The organism is Micrococcus lacusdianchii (genome assembly GCF_023155805.1).
In the GTDB taxonomy this organism is placed as follows: Bacteria; Actinomycetota; Actinomycetes; order Actinomycetales; family Micrococcaceae; genus Micrococcus; species Micrococcus lacusdianchii.
This window is the reverse complement of record NZ_JAKNUW010000008.1, coordinates 1-14,825: the sequence shown is the minus strand read 5'-3', so window position 1 is coordinate 14,825 and position 14,825 is coordinate 1. Positions and strand designations below refer to the sequence as shown.

Genomic DNA, 14,825 nt, shown 5'->3' with positions numbered 1-14,825 from the left:
CTCTACCGGGTGAGCCCCCTCACGTCCGCCCAGGCCCAGGTCAGGCGCGGGGGAGCAGGTCCAGCACCACGGCCTCGGGCCGGCAGAAGGTGCGCACGGGAGCCGACGGAGCCGTGCCGATCCCCGCGGACACCTCGAGCGGCACCGTCCGCCCCGCTGCCGTCCACGTGGACACGCCCGAGGCCTGGGAGCGGGGCAGGTCGCAGTTGGTCACCAGGGCGCCCACGAACGGCAGGCACACCTGGCCACCGTGGGTGTGACCGGCCAGCAGCAGGTCCGCGCCGTCGGCCGTCATCGCGTCCAGCACCCGCCGGTAGGGGGCATGGGTGACGCCCAGGCGGAGGGCGGGGGCGGCGTCGTCGTCCGTGCCGAACCCAGGCCAGTGGTCCAGCCCCAGGTGGGGGTCGTCCGTGCCGGCGGCGCGCACGTGGACCGCGTCCTCCCCCGCGCCGAGCACGACGTCGGCGCTCCGGTCCGTCAGGTCCGCCCAGCCCGCGGCGCGGAAGGCGGAGAACAGCTCCTCGGTGGGCAGCCGCGAGCGCGACGCCTCGAGCTCGGAGGGGCCCCGGAGGTACCTCAGCGGGTTGGCCGGCTTGGGGGTGTAGTAGTCGTTCGAGCCGGGCACGAACACGCCCGGTCGTTCCAGGAGGGGGCCCAGGGCGTCGAGCAGCAGGGGGATGGAGGCGGCATGGGAGATGTTGTCCCCGGTGTCCACCACGAGGTCCGGCTCGAGGTCAGCGAGCCCGCGCAGCCAGTCCAGCCGACGCCGGTGCCGGGGGAGGAGGTGGATGTCGGACAGGTGCAGCACACGCATGGGCCGGGTGCCGGGGGCCAGCACGCGCAGGGGGTGCGTGCGCACCGTGCGCGCCTCGGCCTCCGTCAGACCCCACGCGAGGCTGAGGGCACCGAGGCCCGCCACGCCGATGGCGGCGCGGGCGCCGGAGCGCGCGAGCCGCCGCGCGGACGGCCGGGGGTGGGCGGTCACCGGATGCCCTGGGAGGCCTCGTACTCGGCGCGCTTCTCGGCGCTGGAGAACGGGGTCTCGCCCGCGTCCGGTCCCAGCGTGGACGCGGGGCCGTCCGCGCCGCGGTCGATGTCCTCCGGCCGGAAGAACGTGCCGTCCGGATGGTCGCCCTCGGCGCCCGGGTCCAGGGACTGCGGCCCGTCGTAGGTGGGCAGGCGGCCGGGTTCGAACGTGCGCTTGGCCAGGTCGTTGAACTCGAGCCAGGTGCCGCCGTTCACGGTGGCGCCGTAGAAGTCCTCCTGGACCTCGCCGTTGATGGTCTCGCCGCGCATCGTCTTCTGGCTGGTGTAGCGGCCCGCCCACACGGCGGTGGCCAGCTCCGTGGTGTACCCCACGAACCAGGTGGAGGACATGTTGTTGTTCGTGCCGGTCTTGCCCGCGAACTCGTAGCCGGTGCCGTCCGAGGCGATGTTCCACGTGGCGATGTGCCGCAGCACCGGCGTCAGCTCGGCCACGTGCTCCGGGTCCAGGACCTGGCGGCACTGCGGGCCGTCCACCTCGTACTGGTTGCCCGCCGTGTCGGTCACCTCGGTGATGGCCCGGGGCTCGCAGTAGAGGCCGTCTGCGGCCAGGGCCGCGTAGGCGCCGGCCAGCGAGGTGGGGGCCACGCTGTCCTTGCCGAGCAGGAAGGACGGCTCGGCCGGGTTCAGGGGGGTGCCGTCCCGGCCGTTCACGATGCCCAGCTGGGTCATGGTGTTCGCGACGTCGCAGAGGTCCATCTGGTAGGCCAGCGCCACGGTGGGGGTGTTGACGGACCAGTAGAGGCCCTCGTCCACGCGGTCCCGCTTCTTCATGCCGTCCGCCACGTTGTTGATCTCCCAGCCCCTCGATCCGCCGCCCGCAGTGGTGAAGCCGCCGGGCAGGCAGGACGCCGCGAAGCGGGACGTGGAGGGGTAGACGTCCTTGGAGCCGTCCACGGAGTCGATCAGGCTGTTGCCGTAGCGCAGCCAGGTCAGGGCCACGAAGGGCTTGAGCGTGGAGCCGGCGGAGAAGCCCTCGCCACCGCCCCATTCGCCGTCCACGTTGAGGTTCAGGGAGGTCTTGCCGAGCGAGTCGGCCATCGAGTACTCGGTGTTCTGCGCCATCGCGACGACGTCGCCCGTGCCCGGACGCAGGGACAGCAGGGAGTGGCCCGCGCCGAGGGACTCGTCGTTGGGGATGACGCGGCGGGTGACCTCCTCCGCCTTCCGCTGCAGCTCGGAGTCGATCGTCGTCGTGATGGTGAGGCCACCGCGGTCCAGGAGGGCCTGGCGGGCGGCGACGTCGGGGCCGAAGGTGGGGTCGGCCAGGATCTGACGCTCCACGTAGTCGCAGAAGTAGGCGCCGAAGGCGGCGTTCAGGCAGCCGGTGGGCTCGCCCCGCATGACCACCTCGAGCGGCTGCGCCTTGGCGGCCTCGGCCTCCTCGGCGGTGAGGTAGCCGTTCTTCTCCATGGCGTTGAGCACGAGGTTGCGGCGCTTGACCGTGCCCTCCGGGTTGCGGGCCGGGTTGAAGCGCGTGGGGGACTGCACCATGCCGGCCAGGGTGGCGGCCTCCCAGCTCTCCAGGTCCGCGGCGGGCTTGCCGAAGACGTACTGGGAGGCGGCCTCCACGCCGTACGCACGGCCCTGGAAGAGCACCAGGTTCAGGTAGCCCTGGAGGATCTCCTCCTTGGACATCTGGTTCTCCACCGCGACGGCGAGCTTGATCTCCTTGACCTTGTCCGACGCCTCCTTGGTGCCGGAGAGGGTCAGGCGGGAGTCGCCGCGCACCTGCTGCGAGTTGATCAGCATGTTGTTGACGAACTGCTGGGTCAGGGTGGAGGCGCCCTGCGTCGAGGGCGAGGTGAGGTTGTTGACCGCCGCGCGGATCAGGCCCTTGGCGTCCACGCCCTCGTGCTCGAAGAACCGCTCGTCCTCGATGGCCACGATCGCGTGCTCCATGTGGTCCGAGATCTGGTCCAGGGTGACCGGCTTGCGGTTCTCCTCGTAGAACGTGGCGATCAGCTCCCCGTCCGCCGAGTAGATCTTCGAGGGCATCGAGACCGGCTCCGCCGGCAGCTGGTCCGGGAGCTGGTCCAGCATGTCCCTGCCGGAGGCGAACACCGCGCGCCCGGCGCCCATGGCCGGCAGCGTCAGCCCCGCCACCAGGAGCCCTGCCAGCGCGGCCAGCCCGAGGAAGGTCAGCAGGCGGCCCAGGACGGAGGAGCGGGCGGCCGGATGGGCGGCGCGGGAGGAGCGTGCGGCGCGGGAGGACATGCGGGAAGTGTAGCGGCCCGCCCTGGATGTGGACCGGGCTCCGGACGGCCTCGCTACGCTGGTCCCATGACTACACAGACCCGGTGGGAGTACGCCACCATCCCCCTGCTCATCCACGCCACGAAGCAGATCCTCGACCAGTGGGGCGAGGACGGGTGGGAGCTCGTCGCGGTCGTGCCCGGCCCGGACGGCCCCAACCCCGTGGCCTACCTCAAGCGCCCGAAGGCGGCGTGAGCGTGGCCGATCACGCGTCCGCCCCCTCGTGGGGCGACGGCGCGGCGGCCGCCCGCCTGGCTCAGCTGGGCTTCGCCCGCCCCGCCGTGGCGGCCCCGGTGGGCTCCTACGTCCCCGCGGTGCGGGACGGCGACCTCGTCCTCACCTCGGGCCAGCTGCCCTTCGTCGAGGGCGTCCTGCCGCTGACCGGCAAGGTCGGCGCCGAGGTCACGCTCGAGCAGGCACAGGACCTGGCCCGCACCGCCGCCGTGAACGCGGTGGCCGCCGTGCACGAGCTCGTGGGGGACCTCGACGCCGTGCTCCGCGTGGTGAAGGTGGTCGGCTTCGTGGCCTCGGACCCCGCGTTCACCGCCCAGCCGGCGGTGGTCAACGGAGCCTCGGACGTGCTCGCCGAGATCTTCGGCGAGGCCGGGCGCCACGCCCGCTCCGCCGTCGGCGTGGCCGTCCTGCCCCTGGACGCCCCCGTCGAGGTGGAGATCACCGTCCGTGTCCGCTGACGCGGGGGGCCGCGTCCCCGTCCCCTCCCATGAGGAGGAGCTGACCCGGCAGTGGCTCGCCCAGAAACATCGGCAGGTGCGTCCCGCACGGCCGGCCTCCGCCGTCGTGCTGGTGCGGGACGGCGAGGACGGTGTCGAGGTGCTGCTGCGGCACCGGACCGGCCGGACCCCGCTGGGGCGGGTCGGGTTCCCCGGGGGCTCGCTCGTCGAGGCGGACGCGCACCCGTGCCCGTGGTTCGGGCCGAGCCCGGGGGAGTGGGCACGCACCCTCGGCCTGGCGGACCGCCGCCGGGTGCGTCAGCACGTGGTGGCGGCCGTGCGCGAGCTGTTCGAGGAGTGCGGCGTGCTCCTGGCGGGCGCCTCGGACATGGAGGTCGTGCAGGACGCGCGGGGCGAGACCTGGGGCGCTCGCCGATCCTCGCTCGAACACGGCGACGCCGGCCTCCCCGAGCTGTTGGAGGAGCGCGGCCTCGGCCTGCGCACGGACCTGCTGCGGGCCCTCGGGCGCTGGCAGTCCGCTCCGCACAGTCCGCGCCGCTTCGACACCGTGGTCTTCACGGCGGCCCTGCCCCCGCAGCAGGAGCACGTGCCGCGGCCGGAGGGCCCCGATCTGCAGGGCTGGCTGCCCGCCGCGCGGGCACTGGCCGGGCCGACGCCCCTGCCGGGCCCCGACGGCTGGCTCGGCGAGGCGGGCCGCATCGCCCTGGCGGAGGTGTCCACGCCCCTGACCCAGCTCGTGCTCAGAGACGTGGCGCGGCACCGGACGGCGGCCGGCTTCCTCCTGTCCCTGGGCCACGGCCGGGACGCCGTCCCCCACGTCCGCCTGCGCACCGAGGCGGAGCGCGACGACGTCGCCACAGGTGCCCTGCACACCGTCGCCGAGGCGGTCGTGGGGGACTGAGCGTCCCCGAAGACGCACCGAGGGGCCCGCACCGTCCGGTGCGGGCCCCTCGGCTGTGCCGGGTCAGCGGGAGCGCTGACGCAGGCGCTGCAGGTCCAGGACGACCACGGCGCGGTTCTCGAGGCGGATCCAGCCGCGCTGGACGAACTCCGCCAGGGCCTTGTTGACGGTCTCACGGGAGGCACCGACCAGCTGGGCCAGCTCCTCCTGGGTGAGGTCGTGGGCCACGAGGAGGCCGTCGGCGGCCGGGCGGCCGAAGCGGTCCGCCAGGTCCAGGAGGGCCTTGGCCACGCGGCCGGGGACGTCGGAGAACACGAGGTCGGCGAGGGACTCGTTGGTCTTGGACAGGCGCTGGGCCAGGGCCTGCAGCAGCTGCAGGGACACCTCCGGGGACGAGGCGATGGCGCGGCGCAGGTTCTCGTGGCGCAGGCCGGCCAGGCGGGTGGCGGAGACCGCGGTGGCCGTGGCCGAGCGCGGGGCCGGGTTGAACAGGGCCATCTCGCCGAAGATCTCGCCGGGGCCGAGCACGGCCACGAGGTTCTCCCGGCCGTCGGACGCGGTGCGGCCCAGCTTGATCTTGCCGGACATGATCACGTACAGCTGGTCGCCCTGATCGCCCTCGTGGAACGCAGAGGCACCACGGGAGAGGTCTACCTCGGTCAACTCGGAGGTGAGGATGACGAACACCTCGTCGTCCAGGTTGGTGAAGAGCGGAGCCTTCCGCAGAACCTCGAGATCCATGTGTGCGTGTCCCTTCCGACGGTCGTACGGCGTTCCGCGGCGAAGACGCCCGGACTGTTGCCAGCCATTGTGCCCCATCGTCCCCGGGGGTGCCGATACCCTGGTGCCCCGCTCACCCCGGGCGTCACAGGAACAGCGGCACAGATCGGAGGACGGCCATGGACGCGTCCCTGACATGGGTCGACGCCGTCCTGGCGATCGCGCTGGTCGCGGCCGCCGCCGCGGGCGCCCGTCGGGGGGCCAGTGGGGTGGCCGGTGCCCTGCTGGGCGCGGCCCTCGGCCTGGCGGCCTGCGCGTGGGTGCTGCCGCGCATGGCGGCCCTCGTCCCGGACCCCGTGTGGGCTCCTGTGGCCACCGTGGTGGCCGGCCTCCTGCTGCTGGTCCTCGGCGAGGGCATGGGACTGCGGGTGGGCGCGGCCCTGCGACGCGGGCTGGACGGCGGGACGGTCCGCCGGCTGGACGGCCTGGCCGGGGCCGCGCTGGCGGCCGCAGTCTGCCTCGTGCTCCTCGGCGTCCTCGCGCCACGGATGGCTCCCGTCCTGCCCTCCGGGGTGGTGGCGGAGACGGGCCGGTCCCGGGTGCTGGCCGTCGCCGAGCGGGCCGTGCCCGAGCCCGTGGACCGGGCCGCGGACGACCTCCAGGCCGCCGTCGGCGAGGTGGTCTCCGGCCTGCCGCCGCTGCGTGCCCCCGTGCCCCCGGACCGGACGGACGTCGTGCGGGCCTGAGCGCCTCCGCCGGCCCGGCGTGTCCACGATGCGGACACGCGGGAAGAGCTGTGTCCGGTCGTCGGGCCCTGCAGTACCGTGTGCTCACTCACACCCGCAGCCCTGCCGCGGCGGGGCCGAGGATCGGCCCGATCCGCGTCGCGGAACCACCCGGAGGTCATCCCCCATGTCCACGTCCGCATCCGCGACGGCGCCCGCGCCGACGCGCACCCGCGAGGAGTTCACCGGCCGGTGGGCGTTCATCCTCGCCGCCATCGGCTCCGCCGTCGGCCTCGGCAACATCTGGCGCTTCCCCTACGTCGCCTATGAGAACGGCGGCGGCGCGTTCGTCATCCCCTACCTGATCGCGCTGCTCACCGCGGGCATCCCGCTGCTGTTCTTCGACTACGCGATCGGCCACCGCTTCCGCGGCTCCGCGCCGCTGGCGTTCCGGCGCCTGTCCCGGTGGACCGAGACCGTCGGCTGGTGGCAGGTGCTCATCTGCGTCGTCATCGGGATCTACTACGCCGCGATCATCGGCTGGGCGATCATGTACACCTGGTTCTCCGTGGACCAGCGGTGGGGCGACGACCCGGAGACCTTCCTCATGGGCGACTACCTGCAGGTCGCCGAGGACCCGTCCCCGTCCTTCGACTTCGTCTCGGGCGTCTTCTGGCCCATGCTCGCCGTCTGGGTGATCACGCTGCTCATCATGGGCTTCGGCGTGCGCCGGGGCGTGGCCCTGGCCTCGATGGTCGGCATCCCGCTGCTCATCGTGATGTTCCTGGTCCTCGTCGGCATCGCCCTCACCCTGCCGGGCGCCGCCCAGGGCCTGGACGCCCTGTTCACGCCGAACTGGGCCGCGCTCGCGGACCCGGGCGTCTGGATCGCCGCCTACGGTCAGATCTTCTTCTCGCTGTCCGTCGGCTTCGGCATCATGATCACCTACGCCTCCTACCTCAACCGCCGCACGAACCTCACCGGCTCCGGCCTGGTGGTCGGCTTCTCCAACTCGGGCTTCGAGATCCTGGCCGGCATCGGCGTGTTCTCCGCCCTGGGCTTCATGGCGCAGGCCTCCGGCGTGTCCGTGGCCGAGGTGGCGGGCAGCGGCATCGGCCTGGCGTTCATCGCCTTCCCCACCCTGATCTCGCAGGCACCGCTCGGCGCCCTGATCGGCGTGCTGTTCTTCGGCTCGCTCGTGGTCGCCGGCTTCACCTCGCTGATCTCGATCCTCGAGGTCGTCATCTCCGCCGTGAAGGACAAGCTCGGCTGGGGCCGCTGGACGGCGACGATCGTCGTGATCGGCCTGTCCGGGGTGGTCTCCCTCACCCTGTTCTCCACCACCACGGGCCTGCAGATGCTGGACACCATGGACGCGTTCGCCAACAACTTCGGCATCGTGGGCGCGGCGCTCCTCTCGGTGCTCCTGGTCACCGGCGCGCTGGGCTCGGCCCGTCGCATCACGGCGCACCTCAACGCCGTCTCGTCCTTCAAGGTCGGCCGCGGGTACGTGCTGCTGATCGGCGTGCTCATGCCGATCGTGCTCGCCTACATCTGGCTCTCCTGGATCATGAAGGTGATCGCGGAGGGCTATGAGGGCTACCCGGGCGACTTCCTCGGCGTCTTCGGCTGGGGCATCGCGCTCGGCTCCGTCGCCCTGGCGATCCTGCTCTCCCTCATCCCGTGGTCCCGCAAGTCCAACCTCTACGCCGAGGACCTGGACAGCGAGATCCACGGCGACCTCATCCCGCACAACGCCGTGCCCGAGGGCACCGTCCCCACCGGCGCCCTGCCGGTGGTGCCCGCGGCCGCCACCCGGAAGGAGCTCTGACCGATGAGCACCGCAGCGATCGTCATGATGTCCCTGGCCATTCTCCTGGTGTGGGGCGGCCTCGCGGTCTCCGCCGTCCACCTGCTCCGCCACCCGGACGACTCCTCGGGCGATCTCGCCATCGAGGACGAACTGGCCCCCGTCGTGTGGGAGCGCGAGGATGGCCGTCTCGACGCACGGCACCGGTGAGTCGATGAGGGCCCCCAGTCTGACCTCAGCGGCCCCGTCCGCGGCCTCGGTCGCCGACGGGGCCGCGGGCGTGGTCTCCGCCTCACTGCCGGTCGTGGCGGTGGACGGGAGCCTGCCGGCCCCGCCCTACCGGCAGATCGTGGACGCGGTCCTGGCCGGCGTCGCCTCCGGATCCCTCGCCCGCGGGGACCGACTGCCGCCCGTGCGCGCGCTCGGCGTGGCGCCGGGCACCGTGGCCCGGGCCTACAAGGAGCTCGAGGCGCACGGCACCATCCGCACCCGGCGCCGCGCAGGCACGTTCGTGGCCGCCTCGGCGGACGCCCGCGCCGACGCCGCGCACCAGGCCGGGCGCCGCTGTCTGGACACCCTGCTCGAGCGCCTCGGCTACACGCCCGAGGAGGCCGTGGAGCTGGTCCGCCGGGACGCGGCCGCCCGCGCCTGAGCCGGGCCCGCCCACCGACGACGCCGCCCCGGTCCGCACGCTGCGTGCGGACCGGGGCGGCGTCGTCGTGCCGGCTCAGGCCTTTGGGGCCAGCGTCTCGGTGATGCGCTGCATCACCGTGGGGTCCGCCAGCGTGGTGGCGTCGCCCGGGTCGCGGCCCTCGGCCACGTCCTTGAGCAGGCGGCGCATGATCTTGCCGGAGCGGGTCTTGGGCAGCTCCGGGACCACGAGCACGCGCTTCGGCTTGGCGATCGGGCCGATGTCCTTGCCCACGTGCTGGCGCAGCTCCTCCTGCACGGCCTCGACGTCCTCGCCCGCCGCGGCGGCCTCCTCCGTCAGCAGCACGAACGCGACGACGGCCTCGCCCGTGGTCTCGTCCGCGGCGCCGACCACGGCCGACTCCGCGACCTTCGGGTGCGCCACCAGCGAGGACTCGATCTCCGTGGTGGACAGGCGGTGGCCGGAGACGTTCATGACGTCGTCCACGCGGCCGAGCAGCCAGATGTCCCCGTCCTCGTCGTACCGGGCGCCGTCGCCGGCGAAGTACATGCCGGGGAACCGGTTCCAGTAGGTCTCCTTGAACCGCTCCGGGTTGCCCCAGATGCCGCGCAGCATCGACGGCCACGGTTCGCGGGCCACGAGGAAGCCGGGCGCGGTGCTGCCGGTCATCGGCTCGCCGAGCTCGTCCACCACCTCGAGGGAGACGCCGGGCACCGGCCGCTGGGCGGAGCCGGGCTTGAGCTCGGTGACGCCGGGCAGCGGGGTGAGCATGTGGCCGCCGGTCTCGGTCTGCCACCAGGTGTCCACGATCGGGCAGCGGGAGCCGCCGATGACCTCGTGGAACCAGCGCCAGGCCTCCGGGTTGATGGCCTCGCCCACGGTGCCCAGCACGCGCAGGCTGGAGAGGTCGTAGCCGTCCGGGATCTGCCGACCCCACTTCATGAACGTGCGGATGGCGGTGGGGGCTGTGTAGAGGATCGTCACGCCGTACTTCTGCACGATCTCCCACCAGCGGCCCTGGTGCGGGGAGTCCGGGGTGCCCTCGTAGATCACCTGGGTGGCGCCGTTGACCAGAGGCGCGTAGGCGACGTAGGAGTGGCCGGTGACCCAGCCGACGTCGGCGGTGCACCAGTACACGTCCGTGTCCGGATGGAGGTCGAAGGTGTCGTGGTGCGTGGCGGCGGTCTGCACCAGGTAGCCGCCCGTGGTGTGCAGGATGCCCTTGGGCTTCCCGGTGGTGCCGGAGGTGTAGAGGATGAACAGCGGGTGCTCGGCCTCGTGCCAGACCAGCTCGTGCTCGTCGGACTGGGCGGGGACCGTCTCGTGCCACCAGAGGTCGCGGCCCTCGGTCCACTCGACGTCGGCCTCGTTGCGCTTGACCACCAGCACGTGCTGGACGGTGTGGCCCTCGGCGGCCAGGGCCTGGTCCACGGCGGGCTTGAGCATGGAGGGCTTGCCGCGGCGGAAGGAGCCGTCGGCGGTGACCACGAGCGTCGCCTCGGCGTCGTCCACGCGGGAGCGCAGCGCGTCCGCGGAGAAGCCGCCGAAGACCACGGAGTGCACCGCGCCGATGCGCGCGCAGGCCAGCATGGTGATGACGGCCTCCGGGATCATCGGCAGGTACACGGCCACCCGGTCGCCCTTGGTCACGCCGAGGGACTCGAAGGCGTTGGCGGCGCGCCGGACCTCGGCGGCCAGCTCGGCGTAGGTCCACGTGCGGGTGTCGCCGGGCTCGCCCTCGAAGTGCAGGGCCACGCGGTCCCCGTTCCCGGCCTCGACGTGCCGGTCCAGGGCGTTGTAGGCGGCGTTCGTGGTGCCGTCCGGGAACCACTTCGCGAACGGGGCGTCCGACCAGTCCAGGACCTCGGTGAAGTCCTGCTCCCAGTGCAGGTGCTGGCGGGCGCGGCGGGCCCAGTACGCGAGGCGGTCCTCGGCGGCCTCGTCGTAGAGGCCGGCGCCGGCCACGGCCTGGGCGGCGAACTCCTCGGACGGCGGGTACGTGCGGGTGGTCTCCTCCACGAGGGTCTCCTCTGGATCTCGACGGCGGGGGCGCGCCGCGAGGTGTGATGCGCGGCACACGGATGTCCTGCCACACCCTAGGGGACACGGGGGCCGGAGCCGCATCTCTGCGAGACTGTGTGACTCATCACGGCCCCCGGCTCCCTAGGATGGAGCGGCACCGAGGACGGGAGGCGGCCCCATGGCCGAGGACGGCACGACGACGGCGGCGGCGTCGACCCCCACGGGGGAGACCCCGCTGGCATTGACCCGGCGGGCGCGGCGGATCGACCGGGTCCTGGCCGAGGCCTACCCGTACGCCGTGGCGGAGCTGGACTTCGAGACGCCGTTCGAGCTGCTCGTGGCCACGGTGCTCTCCGCGCAGACCACGGACGTCCGGGTGAACTCCGTGACCCCGGCCCTGTTCGCCCGCTTCCCGGACGCGGCCGCGATGGCCGCGGCCTCCGAGGTGGAGCTGCAGGAGCTCGTGCGGCCCACCGGGTTCTACAAGAACAAGGCGTCGGCGGTGCTGCGGCTCTCTCAGGAGCTCGTGGCCCGCTTCGGCGGGGAGGTCCCCGGCCGGCTCGAGGACCTCGTGAGCCTGCCCGGTGTGGGGCGCAAGACGGCCTTCGTGGTGCTCGGCAACGCCTTCGGCCGCCCGGGCATCACGGTGGACACGCACTTCGGCCGCCTCGCCCGGCGCCTCGGGTGGACGGAGGAGACGGACCCCGTGAAGGTGGAGCACGCCGTCGCCGCCCTGTTCCCGCCGAAGGACTGGACGATGCTCTCCCACCACCTGATCTTCCACGGCCGGCGCGTGTGCCACGCCCGCCGGCCCGCGTGCGGGGCGTGCCCGGTGGCTCGCTGGTGCCCGTCCTACGGGGAGGGGGAGACCGAGCCGGAGGCGGCGCGGGCCCTCCTCTCCTACGAGCTGAAGCCGGGCCGCGAGGAGCTGCTCGCCGCGATGCGGGCCGGGAAGACCCGGCGGCAGCTGGGGGACGAGGGGTGGTCGCTGGAGGCGTGAGGGGCGAGGCGTAAGGCGACGGCACGTGGATCCCTGTTCGCAGGACGGGCGGGTAGCGAGCTGGCTAACCGCCCGTCCTGCGGGGGCTCCGAAGGGTGAAAGCCGGGGTTCAAGGCAGCCGAGCGAGCTTCGACTCGGCGGCAATCTTGCTCCTATTGAGCCACCACCAGGTAAGTGAATGCCGGACCTGGAGAGATCCGAGCTCCTGGAGTGAAGGAAGGCCGCGCTCTGCAAGTTCGCGTGCGATGGCTTCCTTTTCGGCTCCGGCGTTCGCCGTGATGACGGCGTGGGCATCCTTCACGGCAGTCGATCCCAAAGGATGTTCGGCAATACGAGCGTCAAGGCTCCGGAGTTTGGCCTCGAGTCGGGGCCGTGCAGAGGTGGAATGGAACATGGGTGGTCACTTTCCACGGAGGCAGGCGAGGGCGGCCCATCCGCCGGCTGCCCAGAACGCCTCCGGGGTTCCCTTCGTCATGATACGGGTGATCTGCGGGCCGTTCAGTCCGCGCCCCATGAGGCAGCGGGCGACCACCCAGGGCAGTGCGTCGGTGTGAGCGACGTCGGAATACCCCTTGTCCTTCTCGATCACCGTGGAGGTGAACTCTTCCTCGTCTGCGGACGGGGTGGAGGGGGTGGAGGCGGACGTGCTGATGCTGGTGTGCGAGACATTCGGTGCGCCGACGCGCGCGGGTTCGACAGCCCACGCTGATGTGCCAAGGGAGGTTGCGAGCAGGGTGCCTGCAAGGGAAATGGCGGCGCCCGAACGTGCGATGCGAGTCAGGGGGGAGGTCATCGTGTTCCGTTTCTGTGGATGACATGGACAATCACAGAGTCTATGAGATACATATAGCGAGGGTAAGTGTTACCTACGGCGTCAACGGATTTCTTCGTGATCGCTAGGTTTTGCTACGACGCTCACTGGCGCCGTCATCCAGCAGAGTGTGACACGTCGCACAATCCCTCAAGGGACTTGTCGCCTTACGGTGAGGGGCGCGAGCTACTCGCCCGTCACTGCGAGTGGCAGCGGTGCAAGCGCACTGAGTGGTCCCTTGGGGCTTGAGGCGACGTCGGCCGCTCGGCACACGCTACCGTCGGGCCCATGTGGACCCTCGCCCTGGCCGGGCTGATCACGGGCCTCGCCCTCATCGTGGCGATCGGCGCCCAGAACGCGTTCGTGCTGCGCCAGGGCGTGCGGCGTGAGCACGTGGGGCTCGTCGTCGCGGTGTGCATGCTCTCCGACGCGGTGTTGATCTTCGGCGGCACCGCGGGTGTCGGCGCGGTGGTGGGCGCCGCCCCCTGGCTGCTGGAGGTGCTCCGCTGGGGTGGGGCGCTGTACCTGCTCTGGTTCGCGGTCACCTCGTTCCGCTCCGCGCTGCAGCCCACCGCGCTCACCCTGGAGCAGGCACCGCGCTCGGCCGGGTCGGTGCTCGGCACCACGCTCGCCCTGACCTGGCTGAACCCCCACGTGTACCTGGACACCGTGGTGTTCCTGGGCAGCCTGGCCAACCAGCACGGCCCCGACGGCCGCTGGGTGTTCGCCGCCGGCGCCGTCCTGGGCTCCGTCCTCTGGTTCACCGCCCTCGGCTACGGCGCGCGGCTGCTCTCCGGGCCCCTGGGGGATCCGAAGGCCTGGCGCGTGCTGGACCTGGTGATCGGCGTCGTGATGGTGGCGCTGGCCGCGAAGCTCGCCCTGGGCTGACCGGCCGCGCGGCTACGGTGGGGCGCATGAGCCAGCCCGCCCCCGCCCCGGAGCCCCGCCCCGCCCTCGCCGACGCCGAGGCCGCCCTCCGCGCCCTCGTGCGGGAGCACGGGGTGGCGCCCGACCGCGTCCCCGGCCGCGCCGACCCGGCGAGCCTGACGCGGATCCCGGCCGAGTCCGCCGCGGTGTGGGGTCTGGACTGGCCCGTCCCCGAGCGCGCGCGGCCCTCGGCCGTGCTGATCCTCGTCGGCGCGCTCGACGACGTCCCCGCCGACCGGCGCGCCGGGGCCGTGCACCCGGACGTGGACGTGCTGCTCACCCAGCGCGCGGCCACCCTGCGTCAGCACGCCGGACAGGTGGCGTTCCCCGGCGGCCGGGTGGACCCCGAGGACGAGGACGTGGTGGTCACGGCCCTGCGGGAGGCCCACGAGGAGACCGGGCTGGACCCGGCCGGCGTGAACGTGCTGGGCGTCCTCCCGCCCGTGCCCGTGAGCGTGTCCGGGCACGTGGTGCATCCGGTGGTCGGGTGGTGGCGGCGGTCCTCGGACGTCGGCGTGGTGGACCACGGCGAGGCCGCCGCGGTGTTCCGGGTGCCGGTCGCCGACCTCGTGGACCCCGCCCACCGCGTGCGCGTGGCCCGCCCCGGCGGCCGGCGCGGGATCACCCCCGGGTTCCTGACGGGCGACCGCCTGGTGTGGGGGTTCACCGCCGCGCTGCTGGACCGCGTGCTCCACCTGCTCGCGTGGGACGAGCCGTGGGACGCGGGCCGCGTGGTGGACGCGGCCACGCACCTCCCGGTGCGTCGCTGACCGCCCACACACGGGAGCGATGGGGACGCTGAGCCGGCCGGCGCGCGGCGACCACTCCTGCACAGCCGTCGCCGGGGTGGTGACGGTCCCCAGTCGAGTCGCCCGCGCCGCCGGCGTCGGCCTAGGCGGGATGGACTGGCGGGGCCCGACCCCGACCCCGCCGAGGAGGCACCATGCGCGCCTGGGTGCCCGCCGACCCGTCCCTGCCCGTCACCCGACCGCGGGCACGGCCCCGGCTGCCCGGTCTGCGCCTCCGCGGTCGCCGGCCGCCGGGTCCTCCCGGCACCGCGCCCGGCGAGGCCGTCCCCGACCCGATGGCGCCCGTGCGGCGCGCCGCCGCCGAACGGCTCGCCCGGGCCCCGCTCGGGGCCGAGCCCTCCGTCCTGGACGCGGTGCGGGAGGCCCTCGAGGCGCCCCCGCCCGAGGCCGACGCCCGCGCCGCGCCCGGCCCCGGTGGGCCGGCCGCCGGAGCCGAGGGGGCCGGCGTCGTGAGAT

At 73.2% G+C, this 14,825-nt stretch carries 15 protein-coding genes and 1 pseudogene; 11 read left to right on the top strand and 5 right to left on the bottom strand.

What is annotated here, in order from left to right; translation table 11 throughout:
• Positions 1-40: 40 nt before the first annotated feature.
• Together MA879_RS06515 and MA879_RS06510 are read right to left on the bottom strand one after the other, a co-directional pair.
• Entirely contained in the window at positions 41-985 is a 945-nt protein-coding gene (locus MA879_RS06515; protein ID WP_248124267.1) for a metallophosphoesterase, read from the bottom strand.
• Positions 982-3,261, bottom strand: coding sequence for a transglycosylase domain-containing protein (locus MA879_RS06510; RefSeq protein ID WP_248124265.1), 2,280 nt, complete (start codon positions 3,259-3,261; stop codon positions 982-984). The genes MA879_RS06515 and MA879_RS06510 overlap by 4 nt, the downstream gene beginning before the upstream one ends.
• Positions 3,262-3,327: 66 nt before the next feature.
• On the opposite strand from MA879_RS06510, the gene MA879_RS06505 reads away from it, so the two are divergent.
• From MA879_RS06505 to MA879_RS06495, 3 genes are read left to right on the top strand one after another with little or no spacing between them, the layout of a single operon-like run.
• Positions 3,328-3,495, top strand: coding sequence for a DUF4177 domain-containing protein (locus tag MA879_RS06505; protein ID WP_248124263.1), 168 nt, complete (start codon positions 3,328-3,330; stop codon positions 3,493-3,495).
• A gap of 2 nt (positions 3,496-3,497) precedes the next feature.
• Positions 3,498-3,992: a RidA family protein gene (locus tag MA879_RS06500; protein WP_418001224.1), complete on the top strand. Its 495-nt coding sequence runs from the start codon at positions 3,498-3,500 to the stop codon at positions 3,990-3,992.
• Positions 3,982-4,893, top strand: a complete 912-nt coding sequence (locus MA879_RS06495; RefSeq protein ID WP_248124258.1) for an NUDIX hydrolase — start codon at positions 3,982-3,984, stop codon at positions 4,891-4,893. Before MA879_RS06500 ends, MA879_RS06495 begins: the two co-directional genes overlap by 11 nt.
• A 63-nt stretch (positions 4,894-4,956) precedes the next feature.
• Here MA879_RS06495 and MA879_RS06490 read toward each other — a convergent pair whose 3' ends face one another.
• Complete coding sequence (locus tag MA879_RS06490; RefSeq protein ID WP_248124256.1) at positions 4,957-5,634, bottom strand: Crp/Fnr family transcriptional regulator; 678 nt, start codon at positions 5,632-5,634, stop codon at positions 4,957-4,959.
• 158 nt (positions 5,635-5,792) lie between these two features.
• Between MA879_RS06490 and MA879_RS06485 the strand changes: the two genes are divergently transcribed.
• The 4 genes from MA879_RS06485 (at position 5,793) to MA879_RS06470 (ending at position 8,800) form a co-directional block, all read left to right on the top strand.
• On the top strand, positions 5,793-6,359 hold the full coding sequence (locus tag MA879_RS06485; RefSeq protein WP_248124254.1) for a CvpA family protein: 567 nt from the start codon (positions 5,793-5,795) through the stop codon (positions 6,357-6,359).
• 166 nt (positions 6,360-6,525) lie between these two features.
• Positions 6,526-8,169 (top strand): sodium-dependent transporter, encoded by a 1,644-nt coding sequence (locus MA879_RS06480; RefSeq protein WP_248124252.1) that lies wholly within the window; start codon positions 6,526-6,528, stop codon positions 8,167-8,169.
• Positions 8,170-8,172: 3 nt separating this feature from the next.
• Entirely contained in the window at positions 8,173-8,358 is a 186-nt protein-coding gene (locus tag MA879_RS06475) for a methionine/alanine import family NSS transporter small subunit (RefSeq protein WP_248124250.1), read from the top strand.
• 4 nt (positions 8,359-8,362) lie between these two features.
• Positions 8,363-8,800, top strand: a complete 438-nt coding sequence (locus MA879_RS06470; RefSeq protein WP_248124248.1) for a GntR family transcriptional regulator — start codon at positions 8,363-8,365, stop codon at positions 8,798-8,800.
• A 75-nt stretch (positions 8,801-8,875) separates the two neighbouring features.
• On the opposite strand, the gene acs is transcribed toward MA879_RS06470, so the two are convergent.
• Entirely contained in the window at positions 8,876-10,924 is a 2,049-nt protein-coding gene (gene acs / locus MA879_RS06465; protein WP_418001223.1) for an acetate--CoA ligase, read from the bottom strand.
• Between the two features lie 76 nt (positions 10,925-11,000).
• On the opposite strand from acs, the gene nth reads away from it, so the two are divergent.
• Positions 11,001-11,822: an endonuclease III gene (gene nth, locus MA879_RS06460; RefSeq protein ID WP_248124244.1), complete on the top strand. Its 822-nt coding sequence runs from the start codon at positions 11,001-11,003 to the stop codon at positions 11,820-11,822.
• A gap of 400 nt (positions 11,823-12,222) precedes the next feature.
• On the opposite strand, the gene MA879_RS06455 is transcribed toward nth, so the two are convergent.
• A complete protein-coding gene (locus MA879_RS06455) occupies positions 12,223-12,615 on the bottom strand; it encodes a hypothetical protein (protein WP_248124243.1) in 393 nt (130 codons plus the stop codon).
• Positions 12,616-12,921: 306 nt separating this feature from the next.
• Here MA879_RS06455 and MA879_RS06450 point away from each other — a divergent pair, with 306 nt between their 5' ends.
• The 3 genes and pseudogenes from MA879_RS06450 to MA879_RS06440 form a co-directional block, all read left to right on the top strand.
• On the top strand, positions 12,922-13,521 hold the full coding sequence (locus MA879_RS06450; protein WP_248124242.1) for a LysE/ArgO family amino acid transporter: 600 nt from the start codon (positions 12,922-12,924) through the stop codon (positions 13,519-13,521).
• Positions 13,522-13,547: 26 nt separating this feature from the next.
• Positions 13,548-14,330 (top strand): NUDIX hydrolase, encoded by a 783-nt coding sequence (locus MA879_RS06445; RefSeq protein ID WP_248124240.1) that lies wholly within the window; start codon positions 13,548-13,550, stop codon positions 14,328-14,330.
• A gap of 173 nt (positions 14,331-14,503) precedes the next feature.
• Positions 14,504-14,825, top strand: a pseudogene (locus MA879_RS06440) (hypothetical protein); the annotation flags it as partial.